The 19,482-nt window shown below is 32.1% G+C and carries 24 protein-coding genes; 10 read left to right on the forward strand and 14 right to left on the reverse strand.

The window, feature by feature from the left end; translation table 11 throughout:
• From hisB to VRU49_RS11040, 6 genes are read left to right on the forward strand one after another with little or no spacing between them, the layout of a single operon-like run.
• Nucleotides 1–1,131: a bifunctional histidinol-phosphatase/imidazoleglycerol-phosphate dehydratase HisB gene (hisB, locus tag VRU49_RS11015; protein WP_330146837.1), complete on the forward strand. Its 1,131-nt coding sequence runs from the start codon at nucleotides 1–3 to the stop codon at nucleotides 1,129–1,131.
• An 11-nt stretch (nucleotides 1,132–1,142) separates the two neighbouring features.
• On the forward strand, nucleotides 1,143–1,730 hold the full coding sequence (gene hisH / locus VRU49_RS11020) for an imidazole glycerol phosphate synthase subunit HisH (protein WP_330146929.1): 588 nt from the start codon (nucleotides 1,143–1,145) through the stop codon (nucleotides 1,728–1,730).
• 2 nt (nucleotides 1,731–1,732) lie between these two features.
• Entirely contained in the window at nucleotides 1,733–2,482 is a 750-nt protein-coding gene (locus tag VRU49_RS11025; RefSeq protein WP_330146838.1) for a 1-(5-phosphoribosyl)-5-[(5-phosphoribosylamino)methylideneamino]imidazole-4-carboxamide isomerase, read from the forward strand.
• 1 nt (nucleotide 2,483) lies between these two features.
• On the forward strand, nucleotides 2,484–3,263 hold the full coding sequence (gene hisF / locus VRU49_RS11030; RefSeq protein ID WP_330146839.1) for an imidazole glycerol phosphate synthase subunit HisF: 780 nt from the start codon (nucleotides 2,484–2,486) through the stop codon (nucleotides 3,261–3,263).
• Complete coding sequence (gene hisIE, locus VRU49_RS11035) at nucleotides 3,260–3,856, forward strand: bifunctional phosphoribosyl-AMP cyclohydrolase/phosphoribosyl-ATP diphosphatase HisIE (protein ID WP_330146840.1); 597 nt, start codon at nucleotides 3,260–3,262, stop codon at nucleotides 3,854–3,856. Before hisF ends, hisIE begins: the two co-directional genes overlap by 4 nt.
• A gap of 9 nt (nucleotides 3,857–3,865) precedes the next feature.
• Nucleotides 3,866–4,756 carry a WD40 repeat domain-containing protein gene (locus tag VRU49_RS11040; protein WP_330146841.1) on the forward strand — a complete coding sequence of 297 codons (891 nt, stop codon included), beginning with the start codon at nucleotides 3,866–3,868 and terminating at the stop codon, nucleotides 4,754–4,756.
• On the opposite strand, the gene VRU49_RS11045 is transcribed toward VRU49_RS11040, so the two are convergent.
• The 6 genes from VRU49_RS11045 to VRU49_RS11070 all read right to left on the reverse strand — a co-directional run bounded on the left by VRU49_RS11045 (nucleotide 4,753) and on the right by VRU49_RS11070 (nucleotide 9,491).
• The gene (locus VRU49_RS11045) at nucleotides 4,753–5,529 is read right to left on the reverse strand and encodes a C40 family peptidase (protein WP_330146842.1); all 777 of its coding nucleotides are present in this window, start codon (nucleotides 5,527–5,529) and stop codon (nucleotides 4,753–4,755) included. The two genes, VRU49_RS11040 and VRU49_RS11045, sit on opposite strands and share 4 nt — an antisense overlap.
• Before the next feature lie 131 nt (nucleotides 5,530–5,660).
• Nucleotides 5,661–6,821, reverse strand: coding sequence for a molecular chaperone DnaJ (gene dnaJ, locus VRU49_RS11050; protein ID WP_330146843.1), 1,161 nt, complete (start codon nucleotides 6,819–6,821; stop codon nucleotides 5,661–5,663).
• Nucleotides 6,822–6,852: 31 nt separating this feature from the next.
• Nucleotides 6,853–7,413, reverse strand: a complete 561-nt coding sequence (locus VRU49_RS11055) for a nucleotide exchange factor GrpE (protein WP_330146844.1) — start codon at nucleotides 7,411–7,413, stop codon at nucleotides 6,853–6,855.
• 110 nt (nucleotides 7,414–7,523) lie between these two features.
• The gene (locus VRU49_RS11060) at nucleotides 7,524–8,207 is read right to left on the reverse strand and encodes a cell division ATP-binding protein FtsE (protein WP_330146845.1); all 684 of its coding nucleotides are present in this window, start codon (nucleotides 8,205–8,207) and stop codon (nucleotides 7,524–7,526) included.
• Nucleotide 8,208: 1 nt separating this feature from the next.
• The gene (locus tag VRU49_RS11065; RefSeq protein WP_330146846.1) at nucleotides 8,209–8,412 is read right to left on the reverse strand and encodes a fructose-6-phosphate aldolase; all 204 of its coding nucleotides are present in this window, start codon (nucleotides 8,410–8,412) and stop codon (nucleotides 8,209–8,211) included.
• A 65-nt stretch (nucleotides 8,413–8,477) separates the two neighbouring features.
• On the reverse strand, nucleotides 8,478–9,491 hold the full coding sequence (locus VRU49_RS11070; protein ID WP_330146847.1) for an aldehyde dehydrogenase family protein: 1,014 nt from the start codon (nucleotides 9,489–9,491) through the stop codon (nucleotides 8,478–8,480).
• Between the two features lie 72 nt (nucleotides 9,492–9,563).
• Here VRU49_RS11070 and VRU49_RS11075 point away from each other — a divergent pair, with 72 nt between their 5' ends.
• From VRU49_RS11075 to VRU49_RS11090, 4 genes are all read left to right on the forward strand, one after another.
• A complete protein-coding gene (locus VRU49_RS11075; RefSeq protein WP_330146848.1) occupies nucleotides 9,564–9,914 on the forward strand; it encodes a 4Fe-4S dicluster domain-containing protein in 351 nt (116 codons plus the stop codon).
• A 189-nt stretch (nucleotides 9,915–10,103) separates the two neighbouring features.
• Complete coding sequence (locus tag VRU49_RS11080; RefSeq protein ID WP_330146849.1) at nucleotides 10,104–11,012, forward strand: ABC transporter ATP-binding protein; 909 nt, start codon at nucleotides 10,104–10,106, stop codon at nucleotides 11,010–11,012.
• Entirely contained in the window at nucleotides 11,009–12,346 is a 1,338-nt protein-coding gene (locus VRU49_RS11085) for an ABC transporter permease (RefSeq protein WP_330146850.1), read from the forward strand. The genes VRU49_RS11080 and VRU49_RS11085 overlap by 4 nt, the downstream gene beginning before the upstream one ends.
• The gene (locus tag VRU49_RS11090; protein WP_330146851.1) at nucleotides 12,346–13,242 is read left to right on the forward strand and encodes a Ppx/GppA phosphatase family protein; all 897 of its coding nucleotides are present in this window, start codon (nucleotides 12,346–12,348) and stop codon (nucleotides 13,240–13,242) included. The genes VRU49_RS11085 and VRU49_RS11090 overlap by 1 nt, the downstream gene beginning before the upstream one ends.
• On the opposite strand, the gene VRU49_RS11095 is transcribed toward VRU49_RS11090, so the two are convergent.
• From VRU49_RS11095 to VRU49_RS11130, 8 genes are all read right to left on the reverse strand, one after another.
• Complete coding sequence (locus VRU49_RS11095; protein ID WP_330146852.1) at nucleotides 13,228–13,800, reverse strand: Maf family protein; 573 nt, start codon at nucleotides 13,798–13,800, stop codon at nucleotides 13,228–13,230. The genes VRU49_RS11090 and VRU49_RS11095 overlap by 15 nt on opposite strands.
• Nucleotides 13,801–13,975: 175 nt before the next feature.
• Entirely contained in the window at nucleotides 13,976–14,368 is a 393-nt protein-coding gene (locus tag VRU49_RS11100) for a DUF4890 domain-containing protein (protein ID WP_330146853.1), read from the reverse strand.
• An 82-nt stretch (nucleotides 14,369–14,450) separates the two neighbouring features.
• Complete coding sequence (locus tag VRU49_RS11105) at nucleotides 14,451–14,981, reverse strand: KdsC family phosphatase (protein ID WP_330146854.1); 531 nt, start codon at nucleotides 14,979–14,981, stop codon at nucleotides 14,451–14,453.
• 3 nt (nucleotides 14,982–14,984) lie between these two features.
• Nucleotides 14,985–15,230 (reverse strand): Fe-S cluster assembly protein IscX, encoded by a 246-nt coding sequence (gene iscX / locus VRU49_RS11110; RefSeq protein ID WP_330146855.1) that lies wholly within the window; start codon nucleotides 15,228–15,230, stop codon nucleotides 14,985–14,987.
• 11 nt (nucleotides 15,231–15,241) lie between these two features.
• Nucleotides 15,242–15,574 (reverse strand): 2Fe-2S iron-sulfur cluster-binding protein, encoded by a 333-nt coding sequence (locus tag VRU49_RS11115; protein ID WP_330146856.1) that lies wholly within the window; start codon nucleotides 15,572–15,574, stop codon nucleotides 15,242–15,244.
• 40 nt (nucleotides 15,575–15,614) lie between these two features.
• Nucleotides 15,615–16,376 (reverse strand): Rossmann-like and DUF2520 domain-containing protein, encoded by a 762-nt coding sequence (locus VRU49_RS11120; protein ID WP_330146857.1) that lies wholly within the window; start codon nucleotides 16,374–16,376, stop codon nucleotides 15,615–15,617.
• Nucleotides 16,376–18,847 carry a heme lyase CcmF/NrfE family subunit gene (locus VRU49_RS11125; RefSeq protein WP_330146858.1) on the reverse strand — a complete coding sequence of 824 codons (2,472 nt, stop codon included), beginning with the start codon at nucleotides 18,845–18,847 and terminating at the stop codon, nucleotides 16,376–16,378. The genes VRU49_RS11120 and VRU49_RS11125 overlap by 1 nt, the downstream gene beginning before the upstream one ends.
• Nucleotides 18,847–19,263, reverse strand: a complete 417-nt coding sequence (locus tag VRU49_RS11130) for a cytochrome c maturation protein CcmE domain-containing protein (protein ID WP_330146859.1) — start codon at nucleotides 19,261–19,263, stop codon at nucleotides 18,847–18,849. Before VRU49_RS11130 ends, VRU49_RS11125 begins: the two co-directional genes overlap by 1 nt.
• Between the last annotated feature and the right edge of the window lie 219 nt (nucleotides 19,264–19,482).

Genomic DNA, 19,482 nt, shown 5'->3' on the forward strand with positions numbered 1-19,482 from the left:
ATGAAAAAAATATTATTTATAGACCGAGATGGTACATTAATAGAAGAATCTCCAGACGAACAAATTGACGCTTTTGAGAAGTTAAAGTTTTATCCGAAAGCGATCTCTAATTTAGCGAAAATCGCAAAAGAGATGGATTTTAAACTTGTAATGGTAACCAACCAAGATGGTTTAGGAACGGAAATATACCCAGAAGATAAATTCAATTCGATCCATAATTTTATCATTAATACTTACGCAAATGAAGGGGTGATATTTGAAGAACAATTTATTGACCGAACCTTCGCAAAAGATAACTTACCCACCCGTAAACCAGGTTTAGGTTTACTAATAAACCTAATAAATGAAGGTTTTAATAAGGATGAATCTTATGTGATTGGAGATAGATTTAACGATGTTTTACTTGCCAAAAACTTGGGCATAAAAGCTCTATGGCTTAGAAATGATGATAATTTAGGCGCCAATGAAGGGATGGATTTGCAAAATATAGAAGATTCAGTTGCACTTCAATCATCAGATTGGGATAAAATCTATCAATTTCTAAAAAGCAAGGATAGAAAGGTCGAAATAAGTAGAGTTACCAATGAAACCGATATAAAAATTGAGCTCAATCTTAATGGTTCTGGTAAATCTGAAATCTCTACTGGACTTAATTTTTTCAATCATATGTTAGAACAGATTGCAAAACACGGCCTAATAGACCTAAATATAAAGGCTGTGGGCGATTTACATATCGATGAACACCATACGATTGAAGATTCCGGTTTAGCTTTGGGAGAGGCCTTCCAAAAGGCTTTAGGTAATAAATTAGGAATAGAAAGGTATGGATTCTGTTTACCTATGGACGATTGCTTAGCAACTGTTGCATTAGATTTTGGAGGTAGAAATTGGCTAGTTTGGGACGCCGAATTTAAAAGGGAACGCATTGGTGATGTACCTACAGAAATGTTCTTCCATTTTTTTAAATCATTTAGTGATGCTGCAAAATGTAATCTAAACATTAAGGCCGAAGGTGAAAACGAACACCATAAAATTGAAGCTATTTTCAAAGCATTTGCAAAAGCTATTAAAATGGCAATTAAGCAAGATCCAGATAAAATGTTCTTACCCAGTACCAAAGGATTATTATAATGAATAAAAATATTATTGGGATAGTAAATTACGGGGGTGGCAATATTTTCTCGCTTAAATCGGCTTTAAATAGAGTTAACGTGCCTTATGGTATGATTAACGTGCCTGAAGATTTCGACAAATTTACGCATATTATTATCCCAGGTGTTGGTCACGCAGGAAAATGTATGATGGAATTACAGAATTCGGGCTTGGTAGAAGCAATAAAAAATTTAAAAAAGCCTGTTTTAGGAATCTGTGTAGGTATGCAATTGTTAACTCAATTTTCAGAAGAAGGTAATTCTAATTTATTACAACTTTTTCCATTAAATACTAAGCGTTTTCCTGCAAATCTAGATATAAAAATTCCTCATATGGGCTGGAATGAGGTTAATTACCAGCACAATGATTTATTTTTAAATATAAAAACTAATAGCCATTTTTATTTTGTTCATTCGTATTATGTTGAAAATCAAGACATTTACAGTATAGCAACAACAAAACACGGTGTAGAGTTTGCCGCAGCAATCCAAAGAGACAATTTCTATGGTGTGCAATTCCACCCAGAAAAATCTGGGAATGCAGGCGAACAATTATTATTTAACTTCCAAAACTTATAATTATGTATATCATTCCTGCAATAGATATCTTGGACGGAAAAGTTGTAAGACTTTCTGAAGGGGATTATAACCAAAAAACAGTGTACAACATCTCCATTAGCGAGATGATTGAAAAGTATAGAAGTCATGGAACTGATATGATTCATATTATTGATTTGAATGGCGCAAAAGGAGATTTTTCAAACCAAAAGCTCTTATTTGACCTGATCAAAAAAACAGATATGAAGATTCAATATGGCGGAGGGATTAGAAGTATTGAACAAGTGAAAAACCTTTTAGATGCAGGTATTTATCGCGTTATTGTGGGTACTCAAGCTATAACTGAACCTAATTTTCTAGATGATCTAAGAAAAGATTTATCACAACAACAAGACTATGCAAACAGAATTGTAATTGCAATTGACGTATTGGATGAGGTGATAAAATATAATGGCTGGCTAGAAAGCTCACCGATAAAGCTGTACGATTATATAGACAAATGTTTAAGATTAGGGTTCTTTAGGTTTTTATGTACCGACATAAGTAAGGACGGAAAATTAGGCGGAACAGCGGTTGACCTATATGAAAAGCTTATGAATTACGCCCCTATTATAAAGTTAATTGCCTCTGGTGGAATCGCTAGTATGGAAGATATAAAACAATTAGATGCACTAAGAATTAGTAGTTGTGTGGTTGGAAAAGCTATTTATGAAGATAAAATATCTATCGAAGAGATAAAAGAATGGAATTTAAAAACTATGACTACACTATAAAATGGACAATAATTCTCACATAACTAATCTTACTAAACGAATTATTGCCTGCTTAGATGTTAAAGTTGGAAGAACTGTAAAAGGTGTAAATTTCGAAGGACTGAAAGATGCAGGCGATCCTGTTCAATTAGCTGAAGTTTATTCTCATCAAGGTGCAGACGAATTAGTTTTCCTTGATATTTCTGCTACCAATGAAAAAAGAAAAACTATGATTTCATTGGCAAAAGAGGTGGCAAGAGTGGTTAGTATTCCATTTACTATTGGTGGAGGAATTTCTAGCCTAAAAGATGCTGGAAATTTATTAGAAGCAGGTGCCGATAAAATTTCTATTAACTCAGCGGCTGTTAAAAATCCAATTTTAATTGAAGAATTAGCTAAAGAATTTGGAAGTCAGTTTGTAGTAGTGGCAGCAGATAGTAAGCAAATAGAAAATTCACAACGTATTTTTCTTAATGGCGGAACGCTGCCTACAGATTGGAATACCATAGATTGGCTAAAAAAAGCAGAAAGTTTAGGTGCAGGTGAAATTTTACTGACCTCAATGGATAAAGATGGAACAAAGAATGGATTCGATATTCCAACTTTAAAAATCGTATGTGAAACACTTAAAATTCCTGTTATTGCTTCAGGTGGAGCAGGTAGTGAACAGCACTTTATTGATGTCTTTAAAGAAACTAATGTAGATGCAGCATTAGCAGCTTCTGTGTTCCATTTCAGGGAAATTAATATTCCCATTTTAAAAAAGAATATGCTTAACAATAATATACCCGTAAGAATATGAATATAAATTTCGAAAAAGGTGAAGGATTAATTCCTGTTATCATTCAGGATTTTACAACCCTAGAAGTACTTATGCTAGGTTATATGAATGAAGAAGCCTATCAAAAAACTATAGAAGAAAACCGTGTAACTTTTTTTTCAAGATCAAAAAATAGATTGTGGACTAAAGGAGAATCGAGTGGCAACTATTTAATGGTAAACAAGATACACTTAGACTGCGATCAGGACACTTTATTGATTTTTGCAACGCCAAATGGTCCAACTTGTCATACAGGCAGTAAAAACTGTTTTAATTTAACTAACGACAAATCTTTTCTTTTTGAACTAGAAAACATCATTAACAGCAGGTATAACCACCCTAATCAAGATTCTTACGTAAATAAATTAAGAGAAAAAGGACTCAACAAAATTGCCCAAAAAGTAGGAGAAGAAGGGGTAGAAACAGTAATTGCTGCATTAGCAGAAAGTAGAGAGCATTTAATAAACGAAAGTTCTGATCTCCTTTTCCATTTATTAGTTCTATTAAAAGAAAAGGGCATATCTTTGGAAGAAATAGGATTAAATTTAAAAAACAGGCACGTTCAAGCGAACTAATAGCAACTTATGTTCAAACTACACACAACATTAACTGGTCATCGTAATCCAATTTATGCATTGGCAGAATCCGCAAAACCTGGAATATTATTTAGTGCAGGAAACGATAAAGGTATTGTTGAATGGAGTTTAAATAAAATGGAATTTATTATGGTAAAATGGCCAATAAATTCATCAGCTTATTGCTTATGCAGTCACGAACATCTTCTATTTGCTGGAGAAAGAAGCGGAAAGATAACTTGTTTTAATTTTATTGACCAAAAATTAGTTTGGAATGAGATCATTCATCAAAAACCAATATTTGATATAAAAATTCTTAAAAATAAAAATGAATTATTGGTTTGTAGTGAAGATGGAAGTATTAGTATTTGGTCGTTAAGTGATTTTAAAGAAATAAAAAGAATCCCTTTATCAAACCAAACCATTAGAAAAATAGGGGTTCATCCCGAAGAAAACATTATTGCACTTGCGTGTAAAGACAATAGAATTATTATTGTAAATACCAATGACTATAGTATTATAAATTCATTTGAAGCACATCTCCCTTCAACAACAAGCATCTCTTTCCATCCAAATGGCGATTATTTAATATCAGGTGGACGAGATGCTCAATTAAAAATTTGGGACACTAAGGATTATAAATTAATAAAGCAAATCCCTGCTCATATGAATTCTATTTATAAAATAGCCTTCCACCCCACTCTACCCATATTTGCTACCGCTAGTCAGGATAAAAGCATTAAAATTTGGGATGCAGAAAACTTTAAACTATTTAAAATTTTAAGCCTTGAAAAACTAGGTATTGGACATAAACACTCGGTAAACGACTTAATTTGGACTAAAGATGGAAAGCAATTAATATCAACAGGCGACGATTGCTTAATTCATATTTGGGATTAAAACATTCGTCTTATAATTCTCAGTTTATGGGTATATTTTCCTAGATCCTTATTATAAATTCCCTGATCATCAATTGGATCTATTCTAACTTTACCAGATGCATGGATAATCTCATGATTGTTTAGCAAGATTCCAACATGTGTGATTTTACCCTCCTCATTATCAAAAAACGCTAAATCTCCCAATCTTCCTTCAGTTAGAAATGCTACCAATTCGCCATTTTCTGCTTGCATACTAGCATCTCTTTTTAAATTTATTCCATGAAGTTTAAATACCACCTGAGTAAAACCAGAACAATCTATTCCTAAAATATTCCTGCCACCCCATAAATATGGTGCATTTAGAAAAAATTTAGCAGTGGTTTCTATTTTTTCACTATTTATTGGTGAGCTTAAAGGTGTAAATTCTACAGAATAAGTAGCATCACCTAGAATGCAAGTAGCATTAGAAAAAAACGGCAAATTAGATCCGGGGTTTAAATGGATAATAGAACCGTCAGGACATTTAATTACATTATCAAATTGTAAAGGAGCTAACGTAAATTGCTCTTTTAGCAATATATAATCTTTTTCAGAAATTGGTGTAAGTTGCTTAAAATCCATCCAACCTTGGTAGTTATCGGCCGCATTTTCAACCAAACACCAATTATCTTCTACACCTAAAACTTCCACAAAATCGCCGAAAAGTAGTTGAGATACCATTTCGGCTCTATCGCTTTTATCTGAGCGAAGTGGAGCAACTGCTATATTACAAATTCCAAAAACTAAATCCATCAAATAAATTGAATTGAAATTTAAAACTACTTAAAATTACTTATTGGAGCTATACTTGATGTATAATTTACACCCCATTGATAATATTTTCACTAGAAACAAAAAATCCCGCAGTATTTGCGGGATTTATATTATTCAAAATATTCTTTCATTCTTTCGAAGAAACTTTTATCATTTTTACCTGGCTGAGGTTTAAAGTTCGAAGAGTCTCTTAATTTTTCTAAAATTGCTCGCTCTTCAGCATTTAAAGCTTTTGGTGTCCATATATTAATATGAATAATCTGATCACCTCTATGGTAACTATTTACTTCAGGAATACCTTTTCCTTTAAGTCTTAATAATTTTCCACTTTGAGTACCTGGTTCAATTTTAATTTTTGCCTTACCATCTATAGTAGGTACTTCTACACTCATCCCTAAAGCTGCATCAACAAAATTTAAATGTAGGTCATAAACAACGTTATTCCCTTCTCTTTTTAAAGTTTCATGAGGTATTTCTTCAATCAAAATAATTAAGTCGCCCGGAATCCCTCCATTTGGAGCAGCATTTCCTTTACCGCTCATACTTAATTGCATACCATCACTAACTCCAGCAGGAATATTAATGGTTATGGTTTCTTCTCCTCTCACTACCCCATCACCATGACAAGAATTACATTTTGCTGTAATTTGTTGACCACTACCATTACAATTTGGACAAGTAGCTGTAGTTTGCATTTGACCAAGAATTGTATTGGTAACTTTTCTTACCGCACCACTACCTCCACAAGTACCACAAGTACTTACAGAAGATTTATCTTTTGCTCCAGTTCCATTACATGATTTACAAGAAATCTGCTTGTTAACTTTAATTTTCTTTTCGGTGCCATTAGAAATCTCTTCTAACGTAAGCTTAACTTTGATTCTAAGATTACTTCCTTTTACAACTCTTCTTCCACCGCCACGTTGGCCACCACCAAAAAAGCTATCAAAAGGACTTCCGCCACCGCCAAAAATATCGCCAAACTGACTAAAAATATCCTCCATATTCATAGAGCCGCCGTATTGACCACCGCCACCACCTGCGCCTCCCATGCCAGCATGACCAAATTGGTCATATCGCTGTTTCTTTTCTGGATTACTTAAAATTTCATATGCTTCTGCTGCTTCTTTAAACTTTTCTTCAGCAGCTTTATCACCCGGATTTTTATCTGGGTGATACTTTATCGCCAACTTTCTGTAGGCTTTTTTGATCTCATCAGCAGATGCACTTTTAGTAACACCTAAAATATCATAGAAATCTCTCTTGCTCATTTTCTTATTTATAAAAGGCTATGCCTGATGATTAACTACCGACTACAACTTTAGAAAAACGGATAACTTTATCATTAAGCATATACCCCTTCTCTAAAGTATCAATTACTTTTCCTTTCAATTCTTCTGAAGGAGCAGGGATATTCGATAAAGCTTCATGTAAATCAGTATCAAAATCTGCATTATTGCTCTCAATTTCTTTTAAACCTTTTTGTCCTAAAATAGAATTCAGTTTATTATGTATTAAAACTACCCCTTCTCTAATCGGACTATCCATTTCAGCTTCTGTAGCTTTTAACGCTCTATCAAAATCATCTAAAACAGGTAACAAAGAAACAATAACATCTTTTCCAGCTGTTTGTAATAGCTCTACACGTTCCTTTTGAGTACGTCTTTTATAATTATCAAATTCAGCAAATAAACGTATAAATTTATCGTTTAACTCCGCTTTTTCTTGCTCTAATTTCTCTTCAACTGAAATTTCAGGAGTAACATTTTCTTCAACAGGTGTATTTTCAATTGTATTTTCTTTTAATGGCTCCTGTTCTTGATTCATTTCGTTCTTCACTTTATTTTTCTTCTTATTGAACATTATTGTTTTTTTATTGTACGAATCAATTTTATTGCCAACACAAAAAACCCGCCAACGTGGCAGACATATTGACTAAAGACTGTACAGAATGACTGATTTTTGGTGTTTTATTAGACGATTGTGGCATCTTGATGTACCACACCACCCTCGCATTTTATAATTCGAGAAGGGAAAGTTTTAATTATTTGATAATTATGCGTAGCCATAATCACTGTTGTACCCATAGAGCTAATTTGCAACAACAATTGTACAATTTCTTCAGACGTTTCAGGATCCAAATTACCCGTTGGTTCATCCGCCAAAATAATTTCTGGGTTATTTAATAATGCTCTTGCAATTACTATTCTCTGCTGCTCACCTCCTGATAATTCGTGAGGCATTTTGCGGATTTTACTTCTTAAACCTACTTTATCTAAAACATCTTTTATACGTTCTGCTATTAATGAAGCATCTTTCCAACCTGTAGAACGCAATACAAACTCAAGGTTTTTCTCTACAGTTCTATCAGTAAGTAATTGAAAATCCTGGAAAACAATACCCAGTTTTCTTCTTAAAAACGGAACATCTTTTTCTGCTAAAGTTTTTAAATTAAACCCTGCTACCTCACCATTTCCATTTCCAATATGTAAATCACCATATATAACCTTTAATAAACTACTCTTTCCAGATCCAGTTTGACCAATAAGAAATAAAAAGTCCCCTTTATTTACTGTCAAGTCTACATTAGATAATACCAAATGTTTCTGCTGAAATACATCTACGTTTCTAAGGGTAATAACTGGTTGGTTTGTCATGTTATATATCTAATTTTTCAATTTTACCGAATGGAAGTGTTTCAATAAGCTTCATAATTTGATCTTGTTGTTCTCCCAATCCTAACTTTTCCAAAGATTTATCAGGCCTGTCTACCCTAAAATATGCCAATAAAGTGAATTTTTCATCCCTTAATTGAACATAATCTGGAATTTTGGCAATGCCTTTAACCTTTACAATATACATTATGGTCAAAAATAAGATTTATATAGCATAAAATCATAAAAACTTACTACAAAGAACAACGAATATTAATTGTTTAATCCAATCAAAAATTCAATAGTATTTATGTTATCAGCATAATCCGTTAATTCTGGAGATTGACTTTTCCCAAAATTTACTGTATTTAATTTTGAAAACATATTAGCATGACCTACTATGCATTGAATTTGAGCACTATTATTAAGTATTTTACTTTCCAAATCTTCTAAAGATTTATAATTTTCATAAAATAAAACTGCCAATGGAGATATAAAACCACTATCCTCCTTTACCAACAAAAATCCATTATCGAAATGCACAACCCCATTTACCAGATAAATAGATTTGTTGTAATCGTAATTATTATTGTATTTAAAATGATTAATAATAGGCTGAAAGTGCTCTATAGCTTCGAAAAATTTACTAATCTTATACCCTTCTGGCAAGTATATTTTAGACACATTTCTACAGCCCAACCCAAAATAATCAAAAATATCATTCCCTAAATTTTGAAGTTCTTCTGCGCTTTCATTTCCAGAAATTACAGCAATGCTCGTTCTATTTTTTCTGATTATATGAGGTACCTTTCCAAAATAATAATCAAAATATCTTGACGAATTATTACTACCCGTAGCTATTACAGCATCAAAATTCATCAATCTATCTGTAAACTCTATTTTCTTAGCTATTTCTGGTTGAATTTCTACTAAAATTTTCACCATCAATGGAATTAATTTATCATCAGAAGACGACAATTTTACAACCGCATAATTTCCTGTAGCCAGTACACAAAGTAAATCGTGCAAACCTACCATTGGAATATTACCTGCTAAAATTAATCCTACTCTTTTTGAATTGTCATTTTCAGGTATACTTTTAAACCAAGCATCTACTTTTTCTTCAGAAAGCATGTCACCAAATGAAACTATTGATTTTCGAACCATTTCTGGTGTAAACCAAGCATTTGAATGTTGAGCACTATTTATTGCGTTTTCTATTTCAGAATTAGAAGCACGTAAAATCTTCCCAAATTCGATAAAAGTATTGCGTATGTTGGTATTCATATTGAATATTTTTTAAACAATTATTGATATATTTGCAATGCAAAGTTAAACTTAGCATTTGATTAAAGTAGAATGGCAATTAAAATAACAGACGAATGTATCAATTGTGGGGCCTGCGAACCTGAATGTCCAAACAATGCGATATATGATGCAGGTACTGCATGGCGATTTTCTGACGGCACAAATCTTTCAGGTTTAATTAGTTTCAAATCAGAAGAAATAGATGCTGATGCTTCTATGGATGCAATTTCTGATGAAATTTATTTTATTGTTTCCGAAAAATGTACAGAATGTAAAGGTTTTCATGACGAACCGCAATGCGCAGCTGTCTGTCCGGTAGATTGTTGTGTGGATGATGAAGATGTAAGAGAAACAGAAGAAGAATTATTAGCAAAAAAAGCTTGGTTACACCAAGAAGCCTAAAGAATTAAAAAAAATTAAAATGAACACCCAAAATTAAATTTTGGGTGTTTTTTTTTCCTCATTTTTTCCATATTAATATTAAATATATATCTTTTGTAATTGTGCAAAAGTTTAGCTTAAAGATTAACATATTGATGTAACAATTAACCTAAATTAGCATCAAAATCCATAAATTAATAAACTAAACATATGCTAAAGGTCCAAAATATTGTAAAACAATATGCGAATCATCGTGCCCTCGACGATGTAAGTTTGGAGGTTGAACAAGGTAAAATATATGGCTTGTTAGGTCCAAATGGCGCAGGAAAAACATCATTAATTAGAATTATAACTCAAATAACTGGTCCAGACAGCGGATCTGTTTTATTCAACGGAGAAAAATTAGATTCGAGCCATATAAACCAAATTGGTTACTTACCAGAAGAACGTGGTTTGTATAAAAAAATGGAAATCGGCGAACAAGTTCTATACCTAGCACGATTAAAAGGTCTAAATACTGCCGAAGCCACTAAAAGATTAAAATATTGGTTCGAAAAATTAGAAATGGCCTCTTGGTGGAACAAGAAAGTTGAAGACTTAAGTAAAGGTATGCAGCAAAAAGTACAATTTGTAGCCACCATTCTTCATAATCCAGAACTTATAATTTTAGATGAGCCTTTCTCTGGATTCGACCCAGTAAATGCCGATGTAATTAAAAATGAAATCCTAGAATTAAACAAAAAAGGCACAACTTTTATCTTTTCAACCCATAGAATGGAAAGCGTGGAGGAGCTTTGCGACAATATCGGCTTAATTAATAAATCTAAAAAAATATTAGATGGATCGGTAGAATCTATAAAAGCAGCGTACAGAAATAACACTTACTTAATTGAATTTTCGGGCGAATTTAATTTCCAAAATTTAAGTAATGAAGTCGAAATTTTAGAACAACAACAAGTTAAGCATGCTCAAATTGTGAAATTAAAATTGAAAAATAATTTCACTCCCAATCAATTATTAACCCAATTATTACCACAAGTATCTATAAATCGATTAGAAGAGGTAATCCCTTCTATGAATGAAATATTTATTGATAAAGTTAAAAATCAAAGCATATGAACAAAATTTTATTAATCATTCAACGTGAATATTTATCGCGCGTAAAGAAAAAATCGTTCATTGTAATGACTTTACTTACGCCTTTATTAATAGCTGGTTTTTATGGCTTGATTATTTATTTCTCTATAGTTGGTGCAAACTCTGGTTTTGATAAAATTGGAGTAATTAGCAACAATACAGCCTTAGAATCAAAACTAAATTCAAATGAAAATTTTGAGTTTATATATTTAAATACCGACTTAGAAAAAGCTAAATCAGAGTTAAAAAAGGAAGCTTTCGATTACCTGCTCTATATACCTGAATTTAGTTTAGATAAACCAAAAGGAATTGAATTATATGGAAATAACCAAGCTAGTCTTACCTTAAGCCAAAAAATTTCTAATCAAATTGAAAGTATAATTAAGGATCAAAAGCTTAAAAATTCAGGCATTTCACAAGCCGATATCGATAAATTAAAAACCAATGTTGATATAGAAACCAAGAAAATTGGCGACAAAGGTAAGGAAGAGAATTCTAGTGCAGGCGCAAGTACTATGATTGCAATTGTAGCGGGAATTATGATGTTCATCTTCATTATGATTTACGGAATACAAGTAATGAGAGGTGTGATTGAGGAAAAAACCAATAGAATTATTGAGGTAATGATTTCTTCGGTTAAACCATTCCAATTAATGATGGGAAAAATTATTGGTATTGCACTAGTTGGCTTAACTCAATTTATATTATGGATTGTATTAACCATGACAATTTCTACCGCAGCTGTTAGTTTATTGGTTGATAAAGAATCGATTACTAAAACTGTTACAAGTGCTCAAACACAAGCTACTTCACAACTTCCTCAAGATGCTGTTGATGAGATTAATGAACAAAACCCCGTTTTAAAGATTCAAAAAAGTTTAGAGGGATTAAATATTCCTTTAATTGTTGGACTATTTTTATTTTATTTCCTTGGAGGTTATCTTTTTTATAGCGCACTTTATGCAGCAATTGGTTCTGCGGTAGATAACGAAACAGAAACTCAACAATTTATGATGCCAGTAATGTTGCCACTCTTGCTTGGATATACACTATCTTTAAGTGTAGTTACGAGCGATCCATACGGTAGTATTGCTTTTTGGTTATCAATTATTCCATTTACATCGCCAATAGCTATGGTTGTAAGATTACCTTATGGTGTTCCTGATTGGCAATTAGCATTATCTATATTTTTATTAATAGTTGGTTTTTTAGCCACAGTTTGGCTGGCATCAAAAATTTACAGAGTAGGTATTTTAATGTACGGTAAGAAACCTAGTTTTAAGGAAATGATTAAATGGTTTACTTATAAAAACTAATGCGGATAGCAGCAATAGACATGGGAACAAATACCTTTCATCTAATTATAGGTGAAAGGTATTTTAATGATATTAAAATTCTACATAAGGAAAATTCCCCTGTTAGATTGGGGGAAAAGACTATAAATGATGGGATTATTAATGAAGATGCAATTAATAGAGCCCTAGTAACCCTAAAAAATTATAAGACTAAAGTTGAAGCATACGATGTAAAGAAGGTTAGAATTATGGCTACGTCCGCTGTTAGATCTGCAAATAACGGAAATGCTTTTATTCAAAAAGTTAAACAAGAAACCGGATTTGAAATAGAAATTATTTCAGGAGATACTGAAGCTACATTTATTTACAATGCGGTTAAATTATCTGGCAGCATTGAAGGAATGAGTTTAATTATGGATATTGGAGGTGGAAGTACCGAATTTCTAATTGCTGATGAACAACAAATTTATTGGAAAAAAAGCTATGATTTGGGGGCATCTAGAATGTGGCAAAGGTATTTTTTATTAGACCCTCTCCCCTTTGAAGATAATTTATTAATCCAATCTACACTAAAGCTGGAACTAAAAGAACTATTTGATAATTGTAAAAAATACAATCCTTCCATGTTAATAGGTTCTGCTGGAGCATTTGAGTCTTATTATTCAATTATAAATTCTGCTCAACAACTAGAAAAAAATTATGAAGATATACATTTAGTAGCATTCAAAAATCTTTCATGTATGTTGAGTAAATCCAATCACGAAGAAAGATCAAAAATTAAGGGATTAATTCCTTTAAGGGTTGATATGATTGTAGCAGCATCCTTGTTAACCAATCTAATCTTAGAAGAAACTCAAATACAAAAATTAAGAGCCACTAGTTTTGATTTAAAAATGGGGATATTAGATTCTATTTAAAGCTTGGTAAAGTTTTTCGGTTGGCAATCCCATTACATTGGTATATGACCCAACGATATTACTTACCACTACTAACCCCCACCAGTCTTGAATTCCGTAGCTACCAGCTTTATCAAACGGATGAAAATTATCGATGTAAAACGCTATCTCTTGATCTAAAACTTCTCTAAAGGTAACTTCTGTACAATCAGTAAATGTATGAATATGGTTATTTACATTTCTGATAGAAACACCAGTATAAACTTGATGGGTACAACCGCTTAGTTTCTTAAGCATTGTAGTTGCTTCCGTTTTATCCTTTGGTTTTCCTAATATTTCATTATTTAATACAACAATCGTATCAGCAGTAATAATTGGTTTTGTTATAGCTTCTAAATAAGCCTGTGCCTTATTTCTTGAAATATATGCTGCAACTTCATGGCATGGCAAATCTGAAGGGTAACTTTCATCTGCATCTAAATCTACTACTTCAAAATTTATGCCCATACCTCTTAATAATTCGTGCCTACGAGGAGATTTACTGGCTAAGATATAATGTTGATTGTTGTTATTAAGCATATTTTGTAAAAGTAAGGAAAATAAAATCCACTAACTATTCTTAAAAACACTGATGAGCGTAGAAAAATTAAATTTAAGACAGATGAAACCTAAATATAGGACATAAAAAAATGGCCAAACATTTAATATTTGACCATTTTAATTTCTAAAAAATTAGATAGTTTTTTTAATGGAATTATTTTCCACCACCGCCACCACCCATTTGGCGATTTTGCATTTGTTTAGCTCTTTCTTCTAAATAAGCTTTAAAATCTTTTTTCTGAGCATCAGTTAATAAAGCTTCAATTTTAGCATTTACTTCTGTAGTCATTTTTTCCATTTTAGAACGCATTGCTTCTCTATCTCCTGCTGCTTCTTGCATTAAAGTAGATTGTGCTTTAGATTGTTCTAAATAGATTTTAGTAACACTTGCTTTCTGGTCATCATTTAATTTTAAACGCTCCACAAGCATGTCTGTACTTCTTTTTGCACGCTCCTCAGGGGTAGCCATTTGACGGCCGCCACCTTGTGCATTCGCCATTGAAATTGTACCTAATAATAAGGCACAGATAAATAATAATTTTTTCATTGTTTTTTAAATTTAGAACTTATTAGATAAAAAAAACATGAAAGAGTTTAATACTCAAATAGTAATATTGATGTTGCAGAATTTAAATAGCAGAAGCAGCAGCTGAAGGATGCTCATCATGCCATGTACCTTGAACCAACATTACCTTCTCAATGATGTCCCTAACTGCAGTTTTACCTCCATTAAATGGTGAAATAAAATGTGAAATAGCTTTTATTTCGGCAACTGCATCATTCGGACATGTTGCTATCCCTACTTCCTTCATTATTTCCTTATCAGGCACATCATCGCCCATATAAAGCACGGAAGAAGAGTTTATATTGTTTTGCAGAAGATAATTATGATAAACTGGAAGTTTATTAGAAATTCCTAAATAAAAATCTTGAATGCCCAAATTAGAGAATCTAGCTTCTAATGAAGATCCTTTAGCTCCTGAAATTATGCAAATTTTATAGCCCTTTTTTACAGCTAATTGCATAGCATAGCCATCTTTGATATTAAAAGTTCTAAGATATTCACCAGATTCGGTAACAGTAATAGTTCCATCTGTTAATACCCCATCTATATCAAAAATAAAGGTATTTATATTTTTCAGGTTATCTAAAAAAGCCATAAACTATGCTTGATTATCTCGCCATTCGTAAACCCAGGCAGATTGAATTTGCTCTAAATGCCCCTCATTACTTTCTTCTCTTGTACCTTTAAAATTTGGTAAAGAAAGTACCCATTCTAATAATTCTGTAAATCTTATACGATAGATTTTTGCTTCTGTAAATTCGTCACCAAATTTCTCATACAATTCTTGTGCAATATCTTCGTAATCATTCCAGTATATTGGTAAAGCAAATTTTTCGTTATTCATTGGTGTTTTTTTTAATGTCCTAAAAATTCTGACTGATCTGGAATAGTAATAACAATGTCGGAATCAATCACCTCACATTGACAACCTAATCTCGAATTAATTCGTGGTCTTATTGCACGATCAATAAAATCTTCTTCCTTTTCCGAAATTTCTTTAATATTATCCATTCCTTCATTAACATAAATATGACAGGTACTACATCCGCATACGCCACCACAATTATGCTGTAACTCAATATTATTGTCTAAACAAACATCTAATACAGACTCTCCAGCAGCAATAGGTAATACAACCTGCTCTTTTCCTGCTTCTTCAAAATTTATTGTTAACTTATAAATACTCATAATTCTTCTACAAAATTAATTACATAAGCTTCAAATCCTACTAAGAATGCATATTTTTTATGCTAACACTTAGTAATTTATAGATTTCTTGAAACTCAGGCTTACCATTTAATAATTCTAAATGATTGGCCATTACTTTTTTATCATCTCTAACAGCTGGTCCAGTTTGAACTTTAAGCGGATTATCCATTTTAATTTTTCTTACTGTTTCATCAATTAATGGCATTAAAATATCAAAAGAAATATGAGATTCTTTTAATAAATTATCACCAATTGCAAATAAATGATTAACAAAATTACAAACAAATACCGCTGCTAGATGTATTTGTTTTCGTTTTAAACTATCTATTACTTGAACAGAACCAGATAATTTATTACCGATTTCAATTAATTGAGATTCAATTTTTGAATTACATCCCTCAATACATAATGGAACTGTAGAGAAATCTAAATCGGTGTTTTTAGAGAAAGTTTGTAATGGATAAAGTACCCCATAATTTTCAAACTTGTTTTTAAAAACATCAATATTTGTTGCGCCTGATGTATGAACAATACAACCTACGTTAGTCTGGATTAGGTTAACGATATTAATGATTTCATCATCCTTTGCCGAAATCACCAATAAATCTGTTTCTTTTAATTCCGAAACATTCTCTAAATAACTCGCCTCAACTTTTTCTGCTAAAAGTTTAGCATGTTCTAAAGTTGGACTACATATTTCAAAAATGTTGAATCCGGCATGGTAAAATGCTTTTGCTAAATGCGTAGCAACATTACCGGATCCAACAAAACTAATTTTCATTAACTTTTATATTTAACTTCCTTATTTCGTCTGAATATTGAAATTATAAAACCAATTACCATTAAAATAGTTCCTACCCAATAGAAATTAATGTATGGGAATTCTATTGCTTTAAATACTACCCAATCTTTTGCTTGTTGAGGTTTTTCATAAACCATTAATTCATATTCTCCGGTTTCAGGGAAAATTCTAGTGAATTTGAATTTCATACTTAATTCTTCCAACTTCTTATCAAAGTTAAAAGTATTATTTCCCTTAACTAAGAAGATGGGCTCTGCAGTATAAATCTTACTGTTTTGGTCGATCTCTAAAGGTAAACCAACAGCTAAATCATTAGCACCAATTTTTAAATCTTTTATAACTGGATTAGGATTAATCTGTTTTACTTTTAAAATACCACCAGAAACATGTAAAGTATCTCCAGATTTAACTTTAACTACACGAGGAGCCATATAGTTCTCGTCGTCAGAGTGGCCTTCATGTGGCTCATGACCTGATTCTTTAGTTTCAGGTGCACTTGTAATGTGCGTATAAATATCTCTAAATAGATAATGCTTAGTATCAGGAGATGCGATTAAACCCATTGATTCATTTGACTGAATATTTGGATTTAAATCGAAATTCTCTTTCACATTTCCTTCTTCGTCTAGAACTTTAAAATTTAATTTAAAATAAGTATTTGGAAGGATTGTTGTATCGCTTACATAAGTAACCGTGTACTTACCCATTGTTTTAGGTTCGTTTTTATACAATACAATATTCTCTCCTGGCTTTTCAACTTTTTCAAAATCTCTAACTGGAATAAAGTTAGACTCATTAATAGATATTGGCTGAGAAGTTGCGGCTGCGATTAACGCACCCAATAACATCAATGCAAATCCAATATGAGCTACAGCAGAACCTGCTAACTTAAATTTACCTTCAAAAGCAGTAATTAATATTCTACCATTTGCCAATATTGCGAATATTGAACTAAACGTAATTAGAATATACATTAAGTTATTATAAACACCAGTTACGTAAGCAACGATTGCTGTTAAAACGATAGAGAAAATAAAAGAACTCAATAAACCGGCATAAAATCTCCTAGGCTCTGTTTTCTTATATTTCATGAATTGTGCGAAACCAGAAATTAAAAGAATTAATACAGCTGCAGGAGCCTGACGCTTATTATAAAATTGAATTGGATCTAATGGAGGTGCATAATTTGTTCCAAAAACTGCATTAAATACTGGAACCGAAGTAGAGAATATTAATTGGATACATGATAATGTAACCACTAATGCTCCAATAAACATCCAAAACTCCCTACTGTAAGTTTCTTCGTCTTTAGGAGAAATAGGTAATTCTTTCCATCTTAAAACTAAGAAAATTATTGGCAGGAATAAGAATACTACATTGTATAGTATTAAATGACCAAACATCCCCAAATCTGTGAATGAGTGTACAGATGTTTCACCTAAAACTCCACTTCTTGTTAAGAATGAAGCATATAATACCAATACAAAACTAATAAATACTAATGCTAATGCAGTAAAATAAGCATGACCTGTGTTTTTAAATGCGATCATTACGTGTACCGCACCAATAAGCGTTAACCAAGGTAATAGAGATGCATTTTCTACTGGATCCCATGCCCAGAATCCTCCGAAATTTAAAGCTTCATAAGCCCAGAAAGAACCCATGATAATCCCCAATCCCAAAGTCATAACCGCGAACAAAGTCCAAGGCATTGCTGGTACAATCCACTCTTTATATTTACGTTGCCATAAACCTGCGAAAGCATATGCAAACGGAACAATCATACTCGCAAAACCCAAGAACAAAGTTGGAGGGTGAATTACCATCCAATAGTTTTGTAACAATGGATTTAAACCTCGTCCGTTGGTAATAAATTTTAAATAATTAGCCAAATTTTCTGGGTTCGCAAAAACAACTGGAGCCATGGCTTTTAAGTCTCTTGCATCTCTTAACAAGATAAATGGCGAACTACCAATCTTAACACCCAAAATTTCTACACCAATAATCATAGAAGTTAAGAATGCTTGAGATAACGAAATGATCGTCATTACGCTATTTTCCCAATTTCTTGCTTTCCAGATTAAAAATGTTCCTAACACTGATTGCCAGAATGCCCAAAGCCAAAAACTACCTTCTTGTCCTTCCCAAAAAGCAGAAACAATATAATAAACAGGTAAATCTTTAGATGAATGCGAATACACATACATGTATTCGTAATAGTGATTTAATATGATATAAAATAATACAACACCAATTCCAATTACGGAAGCAAAGTTTATCAAAAAAGAAATTCTTCCAATTTTGTTCCATGAACGGTCTCCGGTAGCTTCATTTTTTGTAGCGAAAAAATAAGCAATTGTTGCTAACAACGATGCTCCAAAAGCTAAAACGATTAAAAATTGACCAATCTGACCTGGTAAAAGTCTTTCTCCTACGTATTGAATGTCCATTATTTAGTGCTGTTTTCGTTAACTGTTCCGTCTACATTTATCTCTACCAACTGATCATTGTATTTTGATGGACACTTCATTAAAATCTTGTTTGCATAAAATGTTCCTTCTCTCATCTCCCCTACCAACACTAGCTTTTCAGACTTTTCAAAATCCTGTGGTTTAGTGCCTTTGTAAATAACTTTAGAAACTACACCTGATTGATCTTCCATAAAGAAAGTAAACTTGTTTGCATCAACCATTGCATCGTAATGAATTGGTTGAGATTTGTCCCATACACCAACTACATGTTGTTCACCTCCACGAGTAGTTGCTTGAGTGAAATCTGAATAAGTATTTGTATCAGCATTTAAGGTAAGTAAAAACCCTACACTTATTGCAATGGTTATTAAACCAATAATGGCACTTTTCTTCATAATAGTGAGAATTATCAATTACAAAGATAAAAAATCTGTTCATCATTCAATTTTTAGACTAGGAAACTTTGGCCTTCTCAATAATAATTGATAGTACAATGACAAATGAAGAAATGTTGAAGGTTTAAATATCTATAACAGTAATGATTTACACAAAAATCAATCCTCGTAGAACAGCAACAGAATTACGCAAAATAAAAAGTGGATAAAATATTTTCG

This window comes from Pedobacter flavus, from assembly GCF_036324285.1.
GTDB classification, from domain to species: Bacteria; Bacteroidota; Bacteroidia; order Sphingobacteriales; family Sphingobacteriaceae; genus Pedobacter; species Pedobacter flavus.